Origin of the sequence: Rathayibacter sp. Leaf185, from assembly GCF_001423885.1 — a bacterium.
Taxonomy (GTDB): Bacteria; Actinomycetota; Actinomycetes; order Actinomycetales; family Microbacteriaceae; genus Rathayibacter.
In genome coordinates this window covers 267280-289455 of record NZ_LMPP01000001.1, presented here as the reverse complement: position 1 = coordinate 289455, position 22176 = coordinate 267280, and the positions used below count along the sequence as shown (strand labels likewise).

Below are 22176 nucleotides of genomic sequence, written 5' to 3'. Positions count from 1 at the left end.
GAAGGCCCTCCCTCTCCTGCGTGGAGAGGGAGGGCCTTCGTGGGAGCCGGACTCAGCGGCCGTAGGCCGAGGCGGCCGGGCAGTCGAACGGGTCGCCGCCGGCCGAGAGGCCGACGTTGTTGAGGTACCGGATCACGATCGCGTACGACTCGCGGAGCGACGTCTCGGTGTACGGGATCTGGTGGGTCGTGCAGTACTCCTTGGCGATGACCTGCGCGCGGCGCAGCGCCGGACGCGGCATGTTCGGGAACAGGTGGTGCTCGACCTGGTAGTTGAGCCCGCCCATGTAGAGGTCGGTGACCCAGTTGCTCCGGATGTTGCGCGAGGTGAGGACCTGGCGGCGGAGGAAGTCGACGCGCGCCTCCTTGGGCAGCAGCGGCATGCCCTTGTGGTTCGGTGCGAAGGAGGCGCCCATGTAGAGGCCGAAGACACCCATCTGCACGCCGAGGAACGCGAAGGCCATCCCGAGCGGCAGCGCCCAGAAGATGACGGCGAGGTAGAGCCCGACGCGGGTCACCAGCATCGTGATCTCGACCCAGCGCTTGTCGACCTTGCCCTTGCCGAACACGGTGCGGAAGCCGTGCAGGTGCAGGTTGATGCCCTCGAGCAGGAGGAGGGGGAAGAACGCATAGCCCTGGCGACGGGTCAGCCAGGCGTAGGCGCCGCGCGAGCGGGCCGCGTCCTCGGGAGTGAAGGAGACGACGTCGCGCTCGATGTCGGGATCCTTGCCGAGCACGTTGGGGTTGGCGTGGTGGCGGCTGTGCTTGGTCATCCACCACGAGTAGCTGATGCCGACGAAGAGGTTCGCGAGCGTGCGGCCGGCGACATCGTTGGCCCTGCCCGACTCGAACACCTGGCGGTGCGAGGCCTCGTGGGCGAGGAAGGCGAACTGCGTGAGCACGATGCCCAGGGCGGCGGCCAGCAGCAGCTGGAACCAGGAGTCGCCCAGCAGGACGAAGCCGGTGACGATGCCTCCGGTGGCCAGGACCAGCGCCGAGAACATCAGGTAGTAGAAGCCGGTGCGGCGGCGGAGCAGCCCGGCGTCGCGGACCGTGCTGAGCAGGCCCGAGTACTCGGTGGTCGGATTGACGCGACCATCGGTGCGGGGACGGGTGCGGACGACGCGGGGCTTCGCGGCGCCGGTGCCATCGGTCAGGGTGACGGGGGTGCTCATAAGCGCCTCGCTCTTCGGGGTGGGTGCCGGTGCCGGCAGCATCTCGGTGAGCGATCCCCGGCTGGGCCCGGTCCGCTCCTGGTTCACCACGCCGATATATGCCGGTCGCAGTATGAATCGACCAGTGTCAGGGGTCTTTACGAAGAGTAGGGGGTGGGGGTCGATCGGCGCATCAGGGGGATTGCCAGCCTTCGCGTCGAGCACCGCCGGCGGGTCCTCCGGCGTGCCGCGACGCCGATCCGGCAGCACCCGCCACGGCCACCGCGTGCCTCCGACGGGGGTTGACGCGTCCCGTCGGAGGCTGCGGCGATCAGGAGCCGATCGAGTCCTGGGTGCGCGGCGACTTGAGCGCCGCGAGACGCGCCTCGACCTCGGTCATCTCACCGAGGTCCTCGAGAGACTCGAACTGCGCATCGAGGCTCGAGGAGGCCAGCTCCTCCGCACCGCGCACTCGAGCCTCCTCGCGCCGGATCTTCTGCTCGAACCGGCTCACCTCGCTGGTCGGGTCCATGATGTCGATGCTCTTGATCGCGTCCTGGACCTGGGACTGCGCCTCGACGGTCTTCGAGCGCGCGATCAGCTCGTCGCGCTTGGACGAGAGCTGCTGCAGCTTCTCGCGCATCTGGTTGAGGCCGGTCTTGAGCTTGTCGACGACCTCGGTCTGCGAGGCGATGGTGGGCTCGGCGTCCTTCGCCTCCTTCTCCGACTGGATCTGGCGCTGCAGGGCGACCTTGGCGAGGGCGTCGAACTTGTCGGCGTCGGCCGTGGTCCCGGAGGCGCGTAGCTCGTCGGCCTTGCGGCTCGCGGCGAGCGCCTTGCCGCCCCACTCGTCGGCGTTCCGGACGTCCTCGCGGTAGTCGTCCTCGAGCAGGCGCAGGTTGCCGATCGTCTGCGCGATGGCGGCCTCGGCATCGCGGATGCTGTCGGTGTAGTCGCGCACCATCTGGTCGAGCATCTTCTGCGGGTCCTCGGCCTGATCGAGGAGCGCGTTGATGTTGGCCTTCGCGAGCTGCGCGATGCGGCCGAAGATCGACTGTTTCTGAGCCATGCTGTCTCTCCTTGCGTGGTGGGTGTGGGGATTCCAGGAACTCGCGGGTCAGAAACGACCGCCGCCGCCGCGACGTCCGCCACCGCCGCTGCTGCGACCGCCGCCGAAGCCTCCGCCGCCGCCCGACCGGCGCGACGAGCCGCCTCCGCCGAAGCCGCCGGAGAAGCCGCCGCCGCCGAAGCCGCCGGAGCGGTAGCCCGAGCGCCGTCCGCCGCCGCCGAGCAGCGAGTCGACGAGGATCCCGCCGAGGAAGGCCCCCGTGGTGTTCCCGCCGAAGGGGCTGCCGACCGCGTTCGGGGCGGAGTAGGCGTTCGCGTCGGAGCGCGCCCGGTCGAGGGCCTGCTGCGCGAGGGAGGAGGCGCGCTGCGCGGAGGCGAGCGCCTCGCGCGGGTCGGTCGCGGCGATCTGGTTCGCGTACTCGGCGGCACGGGCGGCCTCGGCGACCCGGGTGCGCGCCTCCGAGCCGACGGCGCCGCGGCGGGAGGCGATGAAGTCCTCGGCAGCCGAGACCCGGCTGCGGGCGGCGGTGAGCTCGGCCGCGAGCGCCGCGCGCTCGCGCTGCTGCTGCGCCTGGGCGTCGCGGTAGCCGCCGACGGCGGTGTCGATGGTCGCATCGGCCGCGGTGAGGCGCTCGAGCAGGCCGAGCGGGTCGCGAGGAGTGACGGCGGCGTCGCGCTCGATCCCGTCGAGGGCGGCCTCGGTCGACGCGACCGCGGCCGCGACGTTCTGCGCGAGTGCCGCCGACTCCGGCTCGGTCGGCGCCGCGGCGAGGGCGCGGCCCTGAGCGACGTCGGCGCGGATCTCGGCGATACGGGCGGCGAGCGACGCCTCCGCCTCGCGCAGATCGGTCGCTCGGGTGGCGACCGCGTCGAGCAGTCCGGACGCCTGCTCGGCCGCCTGCTGGCCCGCGCGCAGGAGCACGGCGGCTCGTCCCGTGTCGCCGGACGAGATCGCCTCGAGCGCCGAGCCGGCGCTGTCCCGGGCGAAGCGGAGGCGGTCCTCGGCCTCGTCGGCGTCGTCGGTGACGTCGTCGATCGCGGAGGGGGCGTAGCGCGTCCCGAGCTCGGCGAGGATCGAGCGGGTGGGGGCGACGCGCTCCGCGACCGTGGCGACGCGCGCGGAGAGCTGCGCGGCCACCTCCGGGGCGTTCTTCTCGAGCGCGCGGAGCTGCTCGAACGCCTCGGCCTTCTCGTCGAGGACCTGATCGATGCCGGTGCAGAGCTCGAGGATCCGCGCGTAGCCGTCGCGGCGCTCCTGGTCGGTCTCGGGCTCGGAGTCTTCGAGGCGCTGCTGGAGGCTGAAGGCCTCGCCGAGCATGCCCTTGGCGCTGACGAGCGCCTCGCGGAACGGCCCGGTCGCGTCGCTGCCGAACTGCGCCTCCGCGAAGCCCACCTCCTGCTCGCTGGTGCGGACCGCGTCGTCGGCGTGGACGAGGGCCGAGCCGGCGCGCGTCGCGAGCTCGTCGATCGACGCCTCGACCGCCTCCGCGGCCCTCCTGCGCCGCGAACGGCGGACGAGCAGCCAGATCACGACGCCGACCACGACGAGTGCGGCCAGGACCCCGAGGGTGAGCAGCAGCCCGGAGCCGAGGGTCTCGCCCGCGGTCGGCGCGTCGAGGCGGGTGCCGATGCCCTCGGCGGCGGCGACGGCGGCTCCTGCCCAGTCGCTCTCGACGAGCCGCGGCTCGATGTCGTCGGTCTGCAGCGAGGACACCTGCGCCTCGTCCAGGGCGAAGCCCTGCGCGACCGACACCTGGTACTGCCGCTGCTCGACGGCGACCGCCAGCAGGACGTCGTCGGTGCCGAGCCCGTTGAGGGTCGCCGTGTCGTCGGCCCACTGGACGCGGTCGGACGGGTCGGAGAAGTCGTCGACGAAGGCCACGAAGAGCTGCACGCGGTGCTCGTCGTAGAGGGTGGACGCCGCCTGCTCGATCGATGCGACATCGGCGGGGCTGAGGGCGCCCGCCGCGTCGAGCACCGGGGAGGAGGCGAACGAGACCGGCGACTCGGCGGAGGCCGTCATCGCCGGGGCGATCACGAGGGCGACGGCTGCGGCGAGCGCGAGGAGCGCCTCCGGGAGCCGACGGCGGCGCTTCGCGGGGTTCCCGCGGAGGGGGGACTCGTCGATCGGTCTCGCCGGCATCGCGCACACTCCTTCGTCGTTCGCCTCCCGAGTGTAGACAGCCCGCCCGACACCGGGCACGACGGGGCGCCGACGGATGGGAGAACGCCGGGAATCGGAATGCCCGGACGGACGCCGCCGTTGCCGACCGGGGTGCGAGTCCTGCTCGCCCCGTCCCCGTTCCTCTCTGAAAGGCGATCCGTGGATCCGTTCTCCCCCCTCACTGCCGGTGACCTCGAGCTGCCCAACCGCATCGTGATGGCGCCCATGACGCGCCTGCGCGCCGACGAGATGGGCATCCCCGGTGCGCTCATCGCCGAGCACTACGCGCAGCGGGCCAGCATCGGCCTCATCATCAGCGAGGGCGTGTTCCCGAGCGCGGAGTCGAAGGGCTACGTCGGTCAGCCCGGCATCGCCACCCCTGCGCAGGCCGAGGGCTGGCGCGCCGTCGCCGAAGCCGTGCACGCCGCGGGCGGACGCATCGTCATGCAGCTGATGAACGCCGGGCGCGTGTCGCACACCGGCATCACCGGCACCGACCGGATCGTCGCCCCCAGCGCGATCGCGATCGACGGCACAGTGCACCTGGCCGGGGGCGAGAGCGCTCCGTTCCCCGTGCCGCACGCCCTGTCCACCGAGGAGCTCGCCGACGTCCGCGACGAGTTCGTCGCCGCCGCGCGCCGCGCGATCGACGCGGGCTTCGATGGCGTCGAGGTGCACTCGGCCAACGGCTACCTGCTGCACGAGTTCCTCTCGCCGGTGTCGAACGTCCGCACCGACAGCTACGGCGGCAGCCCCGAGGCGCGCGTCGCGTTCCCGCTCGAGGTCACGCGCGCCATCGCCGACGAGGTGGGAGCCGGCCGTGTCGGCATCCGCATCTCGCCGAGCCACAACATCCAGGACGTCCTCGAGACCGACGCCGACGACGTGCGCGCCACCTACGAGGCGCTCGTCGACGGTCTCGCGCCGCTCGGACTCTCGTACCTCAGCGTCCTGCACGCCGAGCCCGCCGGGGAATTCGTCCAGGACCTCCGCACGCGCTTCGGCGGCGTCCTCGTCGCCAACAGCGGCTTCGGCAGCCCGACCAGCCGCGAGGAGGCGACCGCCCTCATCTCGGACGGTCACGCCGACGCCGTCGCCGTGGGCCGCCCCGTGATGGCCAACCCCGACCTCGTCGAGCGCTGGCAGGGCGGGCACCCCGAGAACGAGCTGAACCAGGCCACCGTGTACGCCAGCGGGCCCGAGGGCTACGTCGACTACGAGAAGCTCTCGGCCTAGCCGGCGAACGCGGAAGGCCCGCTCCCTCGAGGGGGAGCGGGCCTTCCGTTCGTCCGGAGGGTCAGCCCCGACCCTTCAGCTTCTCCTCGATCGCCGCGTCCTCCTCGGGCGTCAGCTTCTGCTCGACGTCCTCAGGGCCGGCCGTCTCGCCGACGCGCCCCTCGCCGAGGTTGCGGATCGACTCGATCTCGTCGGTGAGCACCGGATCCTCGGCGCCGCTGCCGCTCACGAGCCTTCCTCGATCTCCCCGGCCGAGACGGCCTCCGCGTACTTGCGGAGGTCCGGGCCGGGCTCGAAGTCGATGAAGCGGTCCTTGAGGCGCGCGTTCAACTCGGCGAAGACGTCCTCCCAGGGCTCGCCCTTCTTGGTCTTCGCCAGATCGAGGACGGCTTCGCGGAGCACCGCGTCGGCGTCGTCGAGGATCTTGGCACGTGCTTCGTCGTTCCAGCGGATGTCCTGTGCGTCCATGCTCCGACGGTAGGCGCGAGGCCCCGCCGCACGCAGGGACTTGCCAAGGCGCGACGGGAGGCGTAGGCCGCCGCGCCTGGGCCGTCAGGACAGCTTCGCCTGCACCTCGCGCTCGAAGAGCTCGATGCCGGAGCGGTCGTAGGCGGCGTCCGGGAAGTAGAAGATGCCGTAGTCCATGCCGCGCGACTGCATATCGCCCAGGCGGTCGAGGATCTGCGCGGGCGTGCCGACCGCGAGCGCGTCGGGGCTGCGGTACTCGCCGACGAAGGCGGCGGCGCCCTCGGCTCCGAGGTACGGCGCGACGCGCTCCTCGAGGCGCTGGAGACCCTGCTCGACCTCGGCCTCGGTCTCGCCGATCATCACGTTGTAGTTGGCGCTGCGGGTGATCGCCGAGTAGTCGGTGCCCAGGCGGTCGCAGTGACCGCGGAGGATCGCGCTCTTGTGCTCGAACGCCTCCGGAGCCCCGGCGAAGTTGGTGTACTGCGCGTACTGCGCGGCGATGCGCAGCGTGACCTTCTCGCCTCCGCCGGCCACCCACAGCGGAATGCCGCCGCTCTGGAGGGGGAGGGGGCGGTTCTGCGCACCGTCGACCCGGTAGTGCTTGCCGTCCAGCGTCGAGCTGCCGGTGGTCCAGGCCTGGCGCATGATCTGGACGCCCTCGTCGAGGCGGCCGAGGCGCTCGGCGATCGGCGGGAACCCGTAGCCGTAGGCGCGCCACTCGTGCTCGTACCAGCCGCCGCCGATGCCCATCTCGACGCGACCGCCCGAGATGATGTCGACCGTCGTCGCCACCTTGGCGAGGTACGCGGGGTTGCGGTAGCTCATGCACGTGCACATCTGGCCGAGGCGGACGCGCGAGGTGGTGGCGCCGAACGCGCTCATCAGCGACCACGCCTCGTGCGTCGCCTCCTCGGTGACCTTCGGGACGGTGTGGAAGTGGTCGTACACCCAGATCGACTCCCAGGCGCCGGCGTCGGCGTGCTGGGCGAGGTCGTTCATGGTGCGCCACTGCTTGGCGGGGTCGATGCCGACGAGGTCGTGGCGCCAGCCCTGGGGGATGAAGAGTCCGAATCGCATGCCGCCGACCCTAGGGCGGCACCGTCGCCGAGTCGAGGGGGTCGACACCCTCGCGTACGCTCGCAGAAATGCTGACCTTCACCGAGGACCTGGGTCTCCCGATCATCGCGCTGATGATCCTGGCCGCGTTCGCCGCGGGCTGGATCGACGCCGTGGTGGGCGGCGGGGGCCTGCTGCAGCTGCCCGCCCTGCTCCTCGTGCCGGGGATCTCGCCGGTGCAGGCGCTCGCGACCAACAAGCTCGCCTCGATCTTCGGCACGACGACCAGCGCGATCACCTTCTACCGGCGGGCGAAGCCCGATCTGCGGACGGCGCTGCCGATGGCGGCCGTGGCCCTCGCGGGCAGCTGTGGAGGCGCCACGCTCGCGGGGCTGCTGCCCTCCTCCGTCTTCAAGCCGATCATCGTCGTCGCGCTGATCGTCGTGGCCGTGGTCACGATCGCCCGGCCCGCGATGGGCGCTGCGACGGTGCTCAAGCACGCGGGGCGGAGGCACCTCGTGACCGCGGCGGTCCTCGGCCTGGTGATCGGCTTCTACGACGGACTGATCGGCCCCGGAACCGGCACGTTCCTGATCATCGCGCTGATCACCGCGCTCGGGTACGACTTCCTGCTCGCCAGCGCCAAGGCGAAGATCGTCAACGTCGCGACGAATCTCGGGGCGTTGCTCTACTTCGTCCCCGGCGGCCACGTGATCTGGGTGCTCGGGCTGTTCATGGGCCTGGCCAACGTGGCGGGCGCGTACCTCGGCTCGCGGATGGCGGTGGCCAAGGGGAGCCGCTTCATCCGGATCGCGTTCCTCGTGGTCGTCGGCGCTCTCATCCTGAAGCTCGGCACCGACGTCTGGGTCGAGAACATCGCGCCACTGCTCTAAACGCGCGACGAGGCCCCCGCCGGCAGCGGGAGCCTCGTCCGATCCGTGACGTGCCGGGGCTCAGCCGAACGGGATCGCGCCGACCAGCACGCCGACCGCGAGCATCACCAGCGAGACGACCACCGCGCGCCACAGCACCTTGCGGTGGTGGTCGCCGAGGTTGACCGCGGCGAGCGAGACCAGCAGCAGGATCGCCGGCACCAGCGGGCTCTGCAGGTGTACCGGCTGGCCGGTGATCGAGGCGCGCGCCATCTCGACCGGGTCGATGCCGTAGTTGGCGGCGCTCTCGGAGAGCACGGGGAGGATGCCGTAGTAGAAGGCGTCGTTCGACATGAAGAACGTCATCGGGATGCTCAGGATGCCGGTGATGACGGCCAGGAAGGGCCCGAGCGCGGGCGGGATGACGTCGACGACCCACTCGGCCATCGCGTCGACCATGCCGGTGCCGTTGAGCACGCCGATCAGGACGCCCGCCGCGAGGACCATCGAGACGACGCCGACGATGCTCGGAGCGTGCTTGACGATCTCGGCGGCCTGGTCCTTCATCTTCGGGAAGTTGATCAGGAGCGCGACCGCCGAGCCGACCATGAAGACGTAGGCGAGCGGGAGGATGTCGGCGACGAGCAGCGTCATCACGGCGAGGGTCAGCACGAGGTTGACCCAGATGAGCTTCGGGCGCAGGGTCTCGCGCTCGGGGTCGAGCATGGTGTCGGCCATCGCGGTGTCGGCGTCGTCGGCCTGCACGCGGGCGGCGACGGCGACCTGCGCGCCGCGCAGCGACTCCGGGCCCCTGAGGAACGAGAAGCGCTCGCGGGCGACGGTGCGGATGCCGCCGGTGAGAGCGGCGAGGCCTCCGCGGGTCTTGTTCGAGGCGCCGACGAGCTCGCGCTCGAGCATCGGCTCGGCGAGGGCGAGCGAGCCGAGGCGGCGGCGCTCGCCGAGCCCGAGGAACCAGGCGAAGACGAGGGTGACGACCAGGCCCACCGCGAGGGAGGGGAGCATCGGGACGAAGATCTCGCTCGGCGAGACCTGCAGGGCGGCCGCGGCGCGCACGGTCGGCCCGCCCCAGGGGACGATGTTCAGGGTGCCGTTCGCGAGCCCGGCGACGCAGGTGAGCACGACGGGGTTCATCCCGAGGCGGAGGTAGATCGGCAGCATCGCGGCGGTCGTCACGATGAAGGTGGTCGAGCCGTCGCCGTCGAGCGAGACCGCGCCGGCCAGCAGCGCCGTGCCGAGCACGACCTTGGCCGGGTCGTCGCCGAGTGCGCGGACGATGAAGCGGATCAGCGGGTCGAAGAGCCCGACGTCGATCATGATCCCGAAGTACATGATCGCGAACATCAGGAGCGCGGCGGTCGGGGCCAGGCTGCCGATCGCCTCCAGCACCATGTCGCCGATGCCGAGGCCTGCGCCCGCGAAGAGCCCGAAGATCGTCGGCACGACGATCAGGGCGACCATGGGCGTCAGCCGCTTGGTCATGATCAGGGCCATGAAGGCCAGGATCATCGTGAATCCGAGTACTACCAACACTGCTGACTCCTTCGTCGTCGTGCGTCCGGCCCCCTGGGGAGCGTCGGCTCTCCGGGTCGTGGAAACCCTAGGGAGGCGGAGCCCGCCCGCCCGGGTATCGCTCATTAGCGCGCGATCTGCGCATAGTGTGGGTTCTGCGCATTCTGCGCAGCGACCTGCGGCGAGGAGGCCCGATGCGCTTCGCGACCCACGTGCTCGTGCTGCAGCTCGCGACGGTGTCGGCGGCCGTCCTCGTCTGCGCGGGGCTCGTCACCGCGCTCAGCGTGCAGCAGCTGCGCGGCGAGGCGGAGGAGACGGCGCTCGCCATCGCCCGGACCGTCGCGGAGGACTCGGACGTGCGCGACGCGGTCGCCGCCTACTCCGCCGATCCCGGCACGCCCTCGCGGGAGCAGCTGCAGGACGGGGTGCTCGAGGACGTCGCGGAAGCGGTCGAGGAGCGCACCGGGGCGCTGTTCGTCGTGATCACGGACGATGAGGGGATCCGGCTGGCGCATCCCGACCCGGCGCGGCTCGGCGAAGTCGTCTCGACGAGCCCGGAGGAGGCGCTCGCGGGCCGCGAGACGGTGTCGTGGGGGACGGGCACGCTGGGGGAGTCGGCGCGCGCGAAGGTGCCCGTCTACGGACAGGGTGAATCGCGCGCCCGCAACGGAGCCGTCGTCGGCGAGGTCAGCATCGGCTTCGCGCGCTCGAGCGTCTTCACCGACCTGCCGACCGCGCTGCTCGGCGTGCTCGCCGCGGCGCTCGCGGGCCTGGCGCTCGCCGCGGTCGCCTCCGTCTTCATCCGCCGGCGCCTGCTGCGCCTGACCCTGGGTCTCGCCCCCGAGGAGCTCACGTCGCTCGTGCAGGACCAGGCCGCTGTACTCGACGGGGTCGACGAGGGAGTGCTCGCCTTCGACCGGGACGGACGGATCGGCGTCTGCAACGCCCGGGCCGCCGCGATCCTCGGCTCGGAGGACCCGACGGGTCGCGCGCTGCACGGTCGCCCGCTGGCGGAGCTCGGGCTGCCGACTCCGCTCGCCGACCTCATCGAGGCGTCGCTGCGCTCGCCGGAGGCGCCGACGGCCGCCGAGGGCTTCGTGGTCCGCTCGCGCATCGTCTACGTCGACATCCGGAGGGTCACCCGCGGCGACCGCGATCTCGGCATCGTGGTCGTGCTGCGCGATCGCACCGACCTGGCGGCACTCAGCCGGCGCCTCGACGCGGTCGGCGCGATGACCAACGCGCTGCGCGTGCAGCGGCACGAGTTCGCCAACCGCCTGCACGTCGTCGCGGGTCTGCTCGACGCCGGCCGCACGGAGTCGGCTCGCGACTACCTCGGCGAGGTGCTGACCCGCGGCCCGCTCAAGTACCCGGTGCAGCACGCCGACCGGCTGCAGGAGCCGTACCTCCAGGCGCTGGTCGGCGCGAAGGGCATCGAGGCGGCCGAGCGGGGCGTGCTGCTGACCCTCGGTGAGGAGACGCTGGTGCGCGGAGTGGTGATCGAGCCGGAGGACGTCGCCACGGTGGTCGGCAACCTCGTCGACAACGCGGTCCGCGCGGCGGTCGAGGGCCGGCGCGACGTGCGCTTCGTCGAGGTCGAGCTTCTCGACGACGGCGACGCGCTGTTCGTCACGGTCGCCGACTCGGGAGACGGCGTGGCCGATCCGGAGTCGCTCTTCTCGCGCGGAGCGGCGGAGGGCATCGACGACGACCGCGTGCACGGCCGCGGCTTCGGTCTGCCGCTCTGCCGCGAGGTCGCGGCGCGGCGCGGCGGAGCGGTGTGGCTGGCCGACGCGGGCGGCGACTCCGGGGGAGCGGTGCTCTGCGCGCGGCTGCCGGGCGCCGTCCGACCGCCGATCGAGGAGGACTCGTGAGCACCGAGGAGCGCACCGTGCTGGTGGTCGACGACGACTTCCGCGTCGCGCGGCTGCACGCCGATCTCGTGGACGCCCGGCAGGGCCTGCGCGCGCTGCCGCCGGTGCACACGGCACGCGCCGCCCGGGCGGCGGTGCACGAGAGCGCACCCGATCTGCTGCTGCTCGACGTGCACCTGCCGGATCAGAGCGGGATCGCGCTGCTGCGCGAGCTCGACACGGATGCGTTCGTGGTGAGCGCCGCCTCCGACGGGGAGACGGTGCGCCGGGCACTGCACGCGGGGGCGCTCGGCTACCTGATCAAGCCGTTCGACGCGCGGCTGCTCGGCGAGCGGCTCGACGCCTACGTGCGCTTCCGCAACGTTCTGCGCGAGGACCGCGTCGCCGATCAGGAGGCGGTCGAGCGGGCTCTGCGGATCCTGCACTCGGGCGACGCCACGGCCGCGCAGCCCTCGCGCTCGGCGACCGAGCAGCTGGTGCTGGCCCGCCTCTCCGACTCCGGAGGCGAGCTCTCGGCCCTCGAGGTCGCCGAGCGCGCGGGCATCTCGCGCGCGACGGCGCAGCGCTACCTCTCGGGTCTCGCCGGGCGCGGGCTGGTCGAGATGACCCTCAGCTACGGCTCGACGGGGCGCCCGGAGCACCGGTACCGCGCGAAGTAGCCGCACAACGAAGGCTGGGACGCGCGATCCGGTCGATTTCTCGGCAGATCGGCGTCCCAGCCTTCGTTGTGCGGATGACTCAGTGCTTGGCGTCCGCGTCGGCACCGGCGGCTGCGGCGACGCGCTGGCGCTCCGCGGCCTCGGCCGCCATCTTGCGGCCCTTCGGACTGACGAGGGAGGCGATGACGGTGATCGCGAGCACTCCGATGATCACCGTCAGCGAGAGGCCGGTGCTGATCTCGAAGACCTCGACGTGCTCGCCGCCGTTGATGAACGGGAGGGTGTTCTCGTGCAGCGCGTGCAGGATCAGCTTCACGCCGATGAAAGCGAGGATCGCCGCGAGCCCGATGCTGAGGTAGACCAGGCGGTCGAGGAGGCCGTCGATCAGGAAGTAGAGCTGGCGGAGTCCGAGGAGCGAGAACGCGGTCGCCGTGAAGACGAGGTAGACGTCGCTGGTCAGGCCGAAGATCGCGGGCACGCTGTCGAGGGCGAACAGGATGTCCGTTCCTCCGATCGCCGCCATGACGAGGATCATCGGCGTGAGGACCTTCTTGCCGTCGATGTGCGTGTAGAACTTGTCGCCGTCGTACTTGTCGCTCGTCTTGAACAGGCGCTTGGCGAGGCGGACCATCACGTTGTCGCCCGCGTGCTCATCGCCGGGCTTGACCAGGTTGAACGCGGTCAGCAGCAGGATCAGACCGAAGATGTAGAAGACCCAGGCGAACGAGTTGATCAGCGCGGCGCCGAGGAAGATGAAGCCGGTGCGGGCGATCAGCGCGAAGACGATGCCGAAGAGCAGCACCTTCTGCTGGTCGGCGCGGGGCACCTTGAAGCTCGCCATGATGATCAGGAAGACGAACAGATTGTCGACCGAGAGCGCCTTCTCGGTGATGTAGCCGGCGAAGTACTCGGAACCGGGCGTCGCCCCTCCGAAGACCAGCACGCCGATGCCGAAGAGCACGGCGATGCCGACGTAGAGGGCCGACCACTTCGCCGACTCCTTGAGCGTGGGCTCGTGGGCCTTGCGGACGTGGAAGAAGAAGTCGAAGAGCAGGAGCAGGACGATGAAGACGATCGTCAGTGTCCAGATCAGGGGCGACACGGTCATGGGGGGCTGGCCTCGCTCGAGATGGGGTCGGGGACGGTCGCAGGGGTCGATACGTCGCTAGAACGCTAACGATGCGCCTGATCGCGCACGGTGTCCCGGGCTCGATCGTGAGTATCTTCTCAGGTCTCGGGCGGTTCTCCGCGCTGAGCGGCCCCGGCGGCACTGCGCCAGACTGTACGGATGCCCGACATCGCGGTCGACAGGACCTACCAGGACGCCCACGGCGTGACGATCCACTACCGGCACTGGCCGCTGCCCGAGCCCCGGGCGATCGTGCAGCTCGCCCACGGCGTCGGCGAGCACTCCGGCCGCTACCTCGAGGTCGCCGAGACCCTCGTCGCCGCGGGCTACGCGGTCGCCGCCGACGACCACCGCGGGCACGGCCGCACCGGGTTCGAGCAGCACGGCGCAGACGCGTCTCAGCTCGGCCGCCTCGGTCCCGGCGGCCTCCGCGCGACCGAGGACGCGATCACGCTCCTCACCCGCCTGCTCGCCGCGGAGTCGCCCGGCGTGCCCATCGTGCTGCTCGGCCACTCCTGGGGCTCGCTGATGGCGCAGCGGATCGTCGACCGCGACGGCTCCGGCTATGCGGCGCTCGTCCTCAGCGGCACGGCCTACCGCCTCCCTGGCTACATGAACGGCGGCGACCTCACCCGCCGACACCGCGTGCCGGGCGGGCTGCGGCTCGAGTGGCTCTCGCGCGACCCCGAGGTCTGGCAGCGCTTCCACGACGACCCGCTCACCTTCACCGATCCGCTCGCGAAGCGGGTCGGGGTGCGCGAGACCCTGCGACTGGTGGGCCGGCCGTCGCGGCACCTCGAGCCCGACCTGCCCCTGCTCATCATCGGCGGGTCGGAGGACACCCTCGGCGGCGAGCGGTCGATGCGGGCGCTCGCGCAGGCGTACCGGCGCCGCTCCGGGCTCACCGACGTGAGCGTCCGCGTGTATCCGGAGGCGCGGCACGAGCTGTTCCAGGAGACGAACCGCGCCGAGGTGCTCGCCGACGTGGTGGCCTGGCTCGACGAGCGCTTCCCGGCGGCCCGTGTCGGTCCTCCGGCCTAGGCTGACGTCATGCATGGCGAGTACAAGGTCCCCGGTGGAAAGCTCGTGGTCGTCGACCTCGATGTCGTCGACGGGAGGTTCGCCGGGTTCCGGCTCGCAGGAGACTTCTTCCTCGAGCCCGACACGGCGCTCGACGACATCGACCGCGCGGTCGTGGGCCTTCCGGCGACCTCCGACGCCAAGACGATCGCGGCCGCCATCCGCCAGGCGCTGCCCGCCGACGCGGTGCTCCTCGGCTTCACGCCCGAGGCGGTCGCCGTCGCCATCCGCCGCTCGCTGCAGCAGGCGACGAGCTGGCGCGACTACGACTGGCGCATCGTGCACGCGAAGGCGGTCTCGCCGGCCATGCACCTCGCGCTCGACGAGGTGCTGACCGCCGCGGTCGGCGAGGGCCGCCGCGAGCCGACGCTGCGCATCTGGGAGTGGGACCAGCCGGCCGTCGTGATCGGCAGCTTCCAGTCGCTCCGCAACGAGGTCGACCTCGAGAACGCGGCGAAGTACGGCGTCGAGGTCGTCCGCCGCATCTCGGGCGGCGGCGCGATGTTCATGGAGGCGGGCAGCGTCGTCACCTACTCGCTCTACGTGCCGGGTGACCTGGTCCAGGGCCTGACCTTCGCCGACTCCTACGCGTTCCTCGACGAGTGGACGATCAGCGCGCTGCAGTCGCTCGGCATCGACGCCGTCTACCAGCCGCTGAACGACATCACCTCGCCCTCGGGCAAGATCGGCGGAGCCGCGCAGAAGCGCCTCGGCTCGGGCGCCGTGCTGCACCACGTCACCATGAGCTACGACATCGACGCCGAGAAGATGGTGCAGGTGCTGCGGATCGGCCGCGAGAAGCTGTCCGACAAGGGCATCGCCTCCGCCGTCAAGCGGGTCGACCCGCTGCGCAGCCAGACCGGGCTCAGCCGCGCCGAGATCATCGAGCGGATGATCGCGACCTTCGTGCAGCTGCACGGGGGCACGGCGGGAGATCTGACCGCCGAGGAGTACGCCGAGGCCGAGGAGCTCGTCCGCACGAAGTACTCGACCGAGGAGTGGCTCCGCCGGGTGCCGTGAGGCGGCGGGCTCAGCTCGCCAGGAGCTCCTGGTAGTCGGGGTGCTCGGCGATGAACTCGGCGACGAAGGGGCAGGCCGGCACGACGTGGCCGCCGAAGCGCTCGTGCGCGTCGTCGAGAGCGGCCTCGACCAGGCGATCGCCGAGCCCCTCGTGGCGGTGCTCGGGGGCGATCTCGGTGTGCAGGAACACGACGTCGGAGCCGCGGACCGCGTAGTCCGCGAGACCGACGTTCTCGCCGTCGACCCACAGGGTGTAGCGGGACCGGTCCTCGTCGTGCAGCACCTCTGAGATCATCGCGTCACTCTACGCCGGAGGTCCCGGCGGCCCCGTCAGTGCCCTCCCGGGTACGGCGGCGTGTCGGGCGACTGGCACACTGGCACGATGCCCAGGACGATCGAGATCGCGGACGGCGTCCCGGAGTCGCGGAGCGCGGTGATCCACGCCGACAATCTCGAGGTCCTGCCGCTGCTCGCGGACGGCTCCTTCACGGTCGTCTACCTCGATCCTCCGTTCAACACGGGCCGTGCGCAGGTGCGCACCTCGACCACGTCGGTGCGCTCGGCCACCGGCACGATCGCGGGGTTCAAGGGGCGCAGCTACGAGCGGATCCGCGGCGACCTCCTCCGCTACGACGACCGCTTCGACGACTACTGGTCGTTCCTCGAGCCCCGGCTCGCCGAGGCGTGGCGGCTGCTGGCCGACGACGGCACGCTGTACCTCCACCTCGACTACCGCGAGGCGCACTACGCGAAGGTGCTGCTCGACGCGCTGTTCGGGCGGGAGTGCTTCCTCAACGAGATCATCTGGGCCTACGACTACGGCGCGAAGGCCACCCGGCGCTGGCCGACGAAGCACGACACGATCCTCGTGTACGTGAAGGATCCGCGCGGCTACCACTTCGACTCGGTCGCGGTGGACCGCGAGCCGTACATGGCGCCGGGGCTCGTCACACCCGAGAAGGCGGAGCGCGGCAAGCGGCCGACGGACGTGTGGTGGCACACGATCGTCTCGCCGACCGGGCGCGAGAAGACGGGCTACCCCACGCAGAAGCCCGAGGGGGTCCTCCGCCGCATCGTCCAGGCGTCGAGCCGCGAGGGCGACGCCGTGCTCGACTTCTTCGCCGGCTCCGGGACCACGGGCGCGGTCGCGCACGCGCTCGGCCGCCGCTTCGTCCTCGTCGACGAGCACGCCGACGCCATCGCCGTCATGCGCCGACGCTTCGCCTCCCTCGACCCGGCGCCCCTCTTCCTCTGACCCGCTCCCTCCCGCCACCCTCCCGAGACCCCAGAAGTTGTCGTACTCGGCGGTCGAGTACGACAACTTTCGAGGAGTCGAGCTGGTGGGCCTCCTCCACAGGGGCGGGGTGGTGAGGTCGTCCCCGGGGTGGGGAGTGCAAGGCCCGCGGGGCACGAGGCTCCGGCATCGTCGAGGGATGACGAATCTCGAGCCTGGAGCATTCAGCCGCCGGTCGGCCGTCCTCAGCGGAACGACCGACGGCGAACTCCGATCGCCCCGACTGGCGAGTCCCTTCCACGGAGTCAGGACGCGCGTGGCGCCGGTGACGCACCTCGAGCGCGCCGAGGCGTATCGCCCTCGGCTGCGAGCGGGTCAGTTCTTCTCCCACCTCACCGCGGCACAGCTCTGGTCGGTGCCGCTTCCTTCGTCGAGTACGGCGGAGGACCCGATCCACGTCAGCGTTCTCTCACCCCGCCGCCCGCCCCGGACCCGCGGGGTCGTCGGCCATGTCGTTCTTCCCCAGCAGGTCGAGGTGGTCCGCCGCCGTGGGCTGCCCGTCACCGACCCAGCGTCCACGTGGGTCTTACTCGGAACTCTCCTGAGCGAACGGGATCTCCTCGCCGCTGCCGACCACCTGCTGCTCGCACCGCGATATGTCGACGTCGCCGACCCGAGGCCCTACGTGGCTCTCGCCGATCTGCAGAGCAGATTCGACAGCCATCACGGCCGCGGACGCGCGAGCCTCCAGTCGGTACTGCACCTCGTGTCGACCGCCTCCGCCTCCAGGAGGGAGACCTGGCTGCGATCCCTGGTGCGGGAGGCGCACCTTCCGCGGCCCGAGGTGAATGCCGAGATCCACGACCGCGGTCGCCTGATCGCCGTCGGCGATCTGGTCTTCCGCCGGTGGAAGGTCCTTGCCGAGTACGACGGGAGTCAGCATCGGTCGAGTGACGCGCAGTACGCGCGCGATCGCGAGCGCTCGCTCGCACTCCAGCTCGCCGGCTGGATCCAGGTGGTCGTCCGGGCCGACGGCCTCGGGAAGGACCGCGCGCGCACCGTCGCCGAGATCAGAGCCGCCCTGACGGCGCACGGCTGGCGCCCGTGACCTCCCGCTCGGCGAGGCGTGCGGCGAGGCGCGGGTCAGGAGCTGGCGCGGACGATCAGCTCGGTGGGCATCAGCGTGCGGTGCTCGACGGGGGTTCCCTCGATGCGGGCGGTGAGCAGCTCGGCCATCCGCGCGCCGAGCTCGAGGGGGATCTGGCGCACGGTGCTCAGGGCGGGCACCGCCGAGCGGGCGAACATGTCGTCGTCGAAGCCGACGACCGCGACGTCCTCGGGGACGCGGCGGCCCGCCTCCCGCAGCGCCGCGTAGGCGCCGACGGCCATCTGGTCGTTCGCCGCGAACACGCCGTCGATCGACGGATCGCGCGCGAGGAGGCGGCGCATCGCCTCGGTCCCGCTGTCGGGCGAGAAGTCGCCCCACTCGACGAGGCCGTCGTCGAGACCGGCGTCGGTCAGGGCGCTCCGCCAGCCGATGAGCCGGTCGACGCCGGGGGGCATGTCGGCCGGGCCCGCGATCGTCGCGATGCGCCGGCGTCCGCGGCCGATCAGGTGCGCGGTCGCGACCGCCGCACCGTCGGCGTTGTCGACGTCGACGTAGTACGAGCCGCGCTCGTCCGGAGACAGCGGCCGTCCGCCGAACACGATCGGGAGGGAGTTCGAGAGCGCCGCGTAGGAGTGGTCGCCCGAGTGGTGCGAGACGACGAGGGCGCCGTCGACGTTGCCGCCGAGGAGGTAGCGCCGGGTCTTCTCGCCGTCCGACTCCGAGGCGATCAGCATCGACAGCGTGTAGTCGGTGTCGGCCAGGCGCATCGCCGCGCCCTGCACGATCGAGGCGAAGAACGGGTCGGCGAAGACCCGGGCGGTCGATTCCGGCACGATCAGCGCGATCGACTGCGTGCGGCGCGAGGCGAGCATCCGCGCCGCCCGGTTGGGCACGTAGTCGAGCTCGCCGATCGCCTTCTCGACCGCGGCGACGATGTCGGCCGCGACCTGCGGCGCGCCGTTGACGACTCTCGAGACCGTCGCGCGCGACACCCCCGCGCGCGCGGCGACCATCTCGAGGGTGGGCGACCGCCCCGCCGTGCGCAGGCTCCCGCTCATCGCCTAGGCCAGAGCCTCGGCCGCGGTGCCGCCGATCAGGCGCGAGTAGACCAGGCCCGAGTCCTTGATCAGGCGCTCCTGGGAGTCGTAGTCGACCCGCACGATGCCGAAGCGCTTCTCGTAGCCCCACGCCCACTCGTAGTTGTCGAGCAGCGACCAGACGAAGTAGCCGCGCACGTCGGCGCCCTGGTCGATGGCGTCGGCCACCTTCTCGACGTGGTCGAGCACGTACTGCGTGCGGTCGACGTCGTGGACGCGGCCACCCTCGACCACGTCGTCGTAGGCCGCTCCGTTCTCGGTCACGAACAGCGGAGGGAGGTTCTCGTACTCGAGGCCGAGCCGGGTGAGCAGGTAGCGCAGGCCGTCGGGGTTGACCTCCCAGTCCATCGCCGTGCGCGGCAGCCCGCGGGAGGGGAAGGTGATGAACTCCGACCCGACCCACGGCGAGCCGACCTCGCGGTCGGTGGCCTGGGCGAAGTCCGCGGCGTCAGCGGGCAGCGGATGCGCCGACACGTTGTCGTCGTGGTAGTGGTTCACGCCGAGGAAGTCGAGCGGCTGCGAGATGACGGCGAGGTCGCCGTCGGCGATCAGCTCGTCCAGGCCGAGACCGGCGACGTCCTCGAGGAGGTCCTCCGGGTACTCGCCGCGCAGCAGCGGGTCGAGGAAGATGCGGTTCTGCAGGGCGTCGAAGCGGCGGGCGGCGTCGAGGTCGGCCTCGTCGTCGGGATCGTCGGGCACGGCGTTCGAGAGGTTGAGGGTGATGCCGAGGTTCTGGGCGCCGAGATCCCGTAGGGCCGTCACCGCGAGGCCATGGGCGAGGTGGGTGTGGTGGACCGCAGCGAGCGCGGCCTGCTGCGAGATCACTCCGGGAGCATGGATGCCGGCGCCGTAGGAGAGCAGGGTCGAGCAGAAGGGCTCGTTGAAGGTGGTCCAGTGCTGCACCCGGTCGCCCAGGCTCGCGTGGACCGCCTCGGCGTAGTCACGGAAGCGCTCGGCGGTGTCGCGGTTCGCCCAGCCCCCCTTCTCCTGCAGGGCCTGCGGGAGATCCCAGTGGTAGAGCGTCAGCCAGGGCAGGATGCCGGCCGCGAGCAGCTCGTCGACGAGCCGGGAGTAGAAGTCGAGGCCCTCGCCGTTGACCTGGCGGTCGCCCGGCTTGACCCGGGCCCAGCTGACCGAGAAGCGGTACGAGCCGAGGCCCAGCGCCTTCATCAGCTGCACGTCGGCGGGCATGCGGTGGTAGTGGTCGACGGCGACCTCGGGAGTGTCCCCCTTCGCGACGGCTCCGGGAACGCGCGAGAACGCGTCCCAGATGCTGTCCTCCTTGCCGCCCTCATGACCGGCGCCCTCGATCTGGGCCGCGGCGGTCGCCGACCCCCAGAGGAACCCGATCGGCCAGTCGCGGACCGCGAGGCGCTCGGCCCGGGCGGTCTGCTCGGTGAGGCGGGGAGTGGTGGTGCGGGCATCGCTCATCGGCGGACTCCTTCGGCGGCGGTATCCCCACATCCTAGGGCGTTCGTAGAGCGCTCTCTCGGCGATCCCGCCGCCAGGTGCCCGGCAGGGATCCGCCGGGCACCTCGTCGTCAGCGAGTGCTGCGCTCGCCCGAGCCGTCGCCCACCGTGCGCACGGAGTCGGTGCGCAGGTCGGGCTCGATGCTGCCGGCCGCGAGGTCGGCACCGGCCCGCGCCGCGAGCTGCGGGTCGGTGCGGCGCAGCTCGGCGGCCGCGTCCTCGTTCGCGAGGTCGTGCGCCTCCTGCATGGCCGACTTCGCGCGCAGCGGAGGGGTCTTGAGGAACCACGAGAGCACGAAGGCCAGGAGCACCACGGCCAGCGCCACCCAGAACACGGTGACGGTCGCGTCGTTGAACCCGGTGAGGAACGGCGCCGAGAGCGCCTTGTCCGCCGTGTTCAGGAACGACGTGTCGCCGTCGAGAGCCGAGCCGATCGCCGCGGAGTCCTGCGACTGCAGGAGCTTCAGGATTCCGGCGTTGGCCGGGTCTGCCGCGACGGTCGGGTCGGAGGCGGCGGCCTGGAGGTTCGCGGCGATGGTCGGGTTCTTGAAGGCGGCGGCGATCGTCTCGGGGATCCGGCTGAACAGCACCGAGAAGATGACCGCGGTGCCCAGCGTTCCGCCGATCTGCCGGAAGAACGTCGAGGCGCTGGTCGCGACGCCCATGTTGGCGACGTCGACCGAGTTCTGCGACGCCAGCGTGAGCGTCTGCATCATCTGGCCGAGGCCGAGGCCGAGCATCAGCATTCCGCCCATCATGAAGATCACCGGCTTGTCGATCGTCACGAACGTGAAGTAGAAGAAGGCGCCCGACATCAGGAAGGTGCCGACGATCGGGAAGGCGCGGTAGCGGCCGGTGCGCGAGATGATCTGGCCCGAGACGATCGAGGAGATCATCAGTCCGAGGATCATCGGGAGCATCAGGAAGCCCGACTCGGTCGGCGTCGCGCCGTTGACCAGCTGCAGGTACAGCGGGATCGACATCATCCCGCCGAACATGCCGAAGCCGACGAGCACGCCCAGCACCGTGGCCATCGAGAAGGTCGGCGAGCGGAAGAGCTTGAGAGGGATCAGCGCGTCGTCGCCCATCATCCGCTCCGCGAGGATGAAGCCGACGATGCCCAGGGCGCCCACGACGTAGCAGAGCCAGGCGATGGGGGAGCCCCAGCCCCACTCGCGGCCCTGCTCGGCGATCAGGAGGAGCGGCCCCGCGGCGACGATGACGAGGGAGGCGCCCCACCAGTCGATGCGCACCGAGCGCTCGCCCGCGGGCTTCGGGAGGTGCAGGAACCGCACGACGATGAAGAGCGCGATCGCGCCGATCGGCAGGTTGATGAGGAACACCCAGCGCCAGCCGGTGATGAAGAGGATCTCGGGGGTGCCGGCGAGCAGGCCGCCGATCAGCGGACCGACCACGCTCGAGACTCCGAACACGGCGAGGAAGTAGCCCTGGTACTTCGCGCGCTCGCGGGGAGGCAGGATGTCGCCCATCACGGTCAGCGCGAGCGACATCAGGCCACCGGCGCCGAGTCCCTGCACGGCGCGGAAGCCGGCGAGTCCGAGCATCGAGGTCGAGAAGCCGGCCAGCGTCGATCCGATCAGGAAGAGGACGATCGCGATCAGGTAGAGCGGGCGCCTCCCGAAGATGTCGGAGAGCTTGCCGTAGATCGGCGTCGCGATCGTCGAGACGATCAGGTAGGCCGTGGTGACCCAGGCCTGCTGCGAGAGCCCGTCGAGGTCGTCGGCGATCGTGCGCATCGAGGTGCCGACGATCGTCTGGTCGAGGGACGACAGGAACATGCCCGCCATCAGGCCGAAGATCACGAAGAGGATCTGCCGGTGGGTCATGATCGCGCCCGAGGGCGTGGCCTCGGCCGAGGCCGAGCGTGGTGCGGTGTCCGCCATGGTGGTCCCCTTGTCTGGCGGACGCGTCCCAGGCACGGCGATCCGCCGCAAACG

At 71.3% G+C, this 22176-nt stretch carries 20 protein-coding genes; 8 read left to right on the top strand and 12 right to left on the bottom strand.

Annotation, left to right across the window (positions count from 1 at the left end; translation table 11 throughout):
- Positions 1 to 52: 52 nt before the first annotated feature.
- From ASG06_RS01490 to ASG06_RS01480, 3 genes are all read right to left on the bottom strand, one after another.
- On the bottom strand, positions 53 to 1174 hold the full coding sequence (locus tag ASG06_RS01490; RefSeq protein ID WP_056040330.1) for a fatty acid desaturase family protein: 1122 nt from the start codon (positions 1172 to 1174) through the stop codon (positions 53 to 55).
- A gap of 310 nt (positions 1175 to 1484) precedes the next feature.
- Positions 1485 to 2222 (bottom strand): PspA/IM30 family protein, encoded by a 738-nt coding sequence (locus ASG06_RS01485; RefSeq protein ID WP_056037538.1) that lies wholly within the window; start codon positions 2220 to 2222, stop codon positions 1485 to 1487.
- Between the two features lie 48 nt (positions 2223 to 2270).
- Positions 2271 to 4364, bottom strand: a complete 2094-nt coding sequence (locus ASG06_RS01480; RefSeq protein ID WP_056037535.1) for a TPM domain-containing protein — start codon at positions 4362 to 4364, stop codon at positions 2271 to 2273.
- A 180-nt stretch (positions 4365 to 4544) separates the two neighbouring features.
- On the opposite strand from ASG06_RS01480, the gene ASG06_RS01475 reads away from it, so the two are divergent.
- A complete protein-coding gene (locus tag ASG06_RS01475; protein WP_056037531.1) occupies positions 4545 to 5621 on the top strand; it encodes an alkene reductase in 1077 nt (358 codons plus the stop codon).
- Positions 5622 to 5682: 61 nt separating this feature from the next.
- Here the strand turns inward: ASG06_RS01475 and ASG06_RS19765 are convergent, their stop codons facing one another.
- The 3 genes from ASG06_RS19765 to ASG06_RS01465 form a co-directional block, all read right to left on the bottom strand.
- Positions 5683 to 5850 carry a hypothetical protein gene (locus tag ASG06_RS19765; protein ID WP_156465821.1) on the bottom strand — a complete coding sequence of 56 codons (168 nt, stop codon included), beginning with the start codon at positions 5848 to 5850 and terminating at the stop codon, positions 5683 to 5685.
- Positions 5847 to 6089 (bottom strand): hypothetical protein, encoded by a 243-nt coding sequence (locus ASG06_RS01470; protein WP_056037528.1) that lies wholly within the window; start codon positions 6087 to 6089, stop codon positions 5847 to 5849. Before ASG06_RS01470 ends, ASG06_RS19765 begins: the two co-directional genes overlap by 4 nt.
- An 84-nt stretch (positions 6090 to 6173) precedes the next feature.
- A complete protein-coding gene (locus ASG06_RS01465; protein WP_056037523.1) occupies positions 6174 to 7166 on the bottom strand; it encodes an LLM class F420-dependent oxidoreductase in 993 nt (330 codons plus the stop codon).
- A 68-nt stretch (positions 7167 to 7234) separates the two neighbouring features.
- Here ASG06_RS01465 and ASG06_RS01460 point away from each other — a divergent pair, with 68 nt between their 5' ends.
- Positions 7235 to 8038 carry a sulfite exporter TauE/SafE family protein gene (locus ASG06_RS01460; protein ID WP_056037520.1) on the top strand — a complete coding sequence of 268 codons (804 nt, stop codon included), beginning with the start codon at positions 7235 to 7237 and terminating at the stop codon, positions 8036 to 8038.
- A gap of 60 nt (positions 8039 to 8098) precedes the next feature.
- Here ASG06_RS01460 and ASG06_RS01455 read toward each other — a convergent pair whose 3' ends face one another.
- The gene (locus ASG06_RS01455) at positions 8099 to 9544 is read right to left on the bottom strand and encodes a CitMHS family transporter (RefSeq protein WP_231727640.1); all 1446 of its coding nucleotides are present in this window, start codon (positions 9542 to 9544) and stop codon (positions 8099 to 8101) included.
- A gap of 197 nt (positions 9545 to 9741) precedes the next feature.
- Between ASG06_RS01455 and ASG06_RS01450 the strand changes: the two genes are divergently transcribed.
- Together ASG06_RS01450 and ASG06_RS01445 are read left to right on the top strand one after the other, a co-directional pair.
- Entirely contained in the window at positions 9742 to 11421 is a 1680-nt protein-coding gene (locus ASG06_RS01450) for a sensor histidine kinase (RefSeq protein WP_056037514.1), read from the top strand.
- Positions 11418 to 12080: a response regulator gene (locus ASG06_RS01445; protein WP_056037510.1), complete on the top strand. Its 663-nt coding sequence runs from the start codon at positions 11418 to 11420 to the stop codon at positions 12078 to 12080. The genes ASG06_RS01450 and ASG06_RS01445 overlap by 4 nt, the downstream gene beginning before the upstream one ends.
- Positions 12081 to 12159: 79 nt before the next feature.
- Here ASG06_RS01445 and ASG06_RS01440 read toward each other — a convergent pair whose 3' ends face one another.
- A complete protein-coding gene (locus tag ASG06_RS01440; RefSeq protein ID WP_082498858.1) occupies positions 12160 to 13188 on the bottom strand; it encodes a TerC family protein in 1029 nt (342 codons plus the stop codon).
- A gap of 180 nt (positions 13189 to 13368) precedes the next feature.
- Between ASG06_RS01440 and ASG06_RS01435 the strand changes: the two genes are divergently transcribed.
- Together ASG06_RS01435 and ASG06_RS01430 are read left to right on the top strand one after the other, a co-directional pair.
- The gene (locus tag ASG06_RS01435; protein ID WP_056037508.1) at positions 13369 to 14250 is read left to right on the top strand and encodes an alpha/beta fold hydrolase; all 882 of its coding nucleotides are present in this window, start codon (positions 13369 to 13371) and stop codon (positions 14248 to 14250) included.
- A gap of 9 nt (positions 14251 to 14259) precedes the next feature.
- Positions 14260 to 15309, top strand: coding sequence for a lipoate--protein ligase family protein (locus tag ASG06_RS01430; RefSeq protein ID WP_056037506.1), 1050 nt, complete (start codon positions 14260 to 14262; stop codon positions 15307 to 15309).
- Positions 15310 to 15319: 10 nt separating this feature from the next.
- Here the strand turns inward: ASG06_RS01430 and ASG06_RS01425 are convergent, their stop codons facing one another.
- The gene (locus ASG06_RS01425; RefSeq protein WP_056037503.1) at positions 15320 to 15604 is read right to left on the bottom strand and encodes a GNAT family N-acetyltransferase; all 285 of its coding nucleotides are present in this window, start codon (positions 15602 to 15604) and stop codon (positions 15320 to 15322) included.
- Positions 15605 to 15691: 87 nt separating this feature from the next.
- Here ASG06_RS01425 and ASG06_RS01420 point away from each other — a divergent pair, with 87 nt between their 5' ends.
- Together ASG06_RS01420 and ASG06_RS01415 are read left to right on the top strand one after the other, a co-directional pair.
- Positions 15692 to 16564, top strand: coding sequence for a DNA-methyltransferase (locus tag ASG06_RS01420; protein WP_056037501.1), 873 nt, complete (start codon positions 15692 to 15694; stop codon positions 16562 to 16564).
- Positions 16565 to 16742: 178 nt separating this feature from the next.
- Entirely contained in the window at positions 16743 to 17651 is a 909-nt protein-coding gene (locus ASG06_RS01415; RefSeq protein WP_056037498.1) for a hypothetical protein, read from the top strand.
- A 35-nt stretch (positions 17652 to 17686) separates the two neighbouring features.
- Here the strand turns inward: ASG06_RS01415 and ASG06_RS01410 are convergent, their stop codons facing one another.
- The 3 genes from ASG06_RS01410 to ASG06_RS01400 form a co-directional block, all read right to left on the bottom strand.
- The gene (locus ASG06_RS01410; RefSeq protein ID WP_056037496.1) at positions 17687 to 18709 is read right to left on the bottom strand and encodes a LacI family DNA-binding transcriptional regulator; all 1023 of its coding nucleotides are present in this window, start codon (positions 18707 to 18709) and stop codon (positions 17687 to 17689) included.
- A 3-nt stretch (positions 18710 to 18712) separates the two neighbouring features.
- The gene (locus tag ASG06_RS01405) at positions 18713 to 20179 is read right to left on the bottom strand and encodes a GH1 family beta-glucosidase (protein WP_082498857.1); all 1467 of its coding nucleotides are present in this window, start codon (positions 20177 to 20179) and stop codon (positions 18713 to 18715) included.
- Positions 20180 to 20289: 110 nt separating this feature from the next.
- Complete coding sequence (locus ASG06_RS01400; protein WP_231727575.1) at positions 20290 to 22122, bottom strand: MDR family MFS transporter; 1833 nt, start codon at positions 22120 to 22122, stop codon at positions 20290 to 20292.
- Positions 22123 to 22176: the final 54 nt, after the last annotated feature.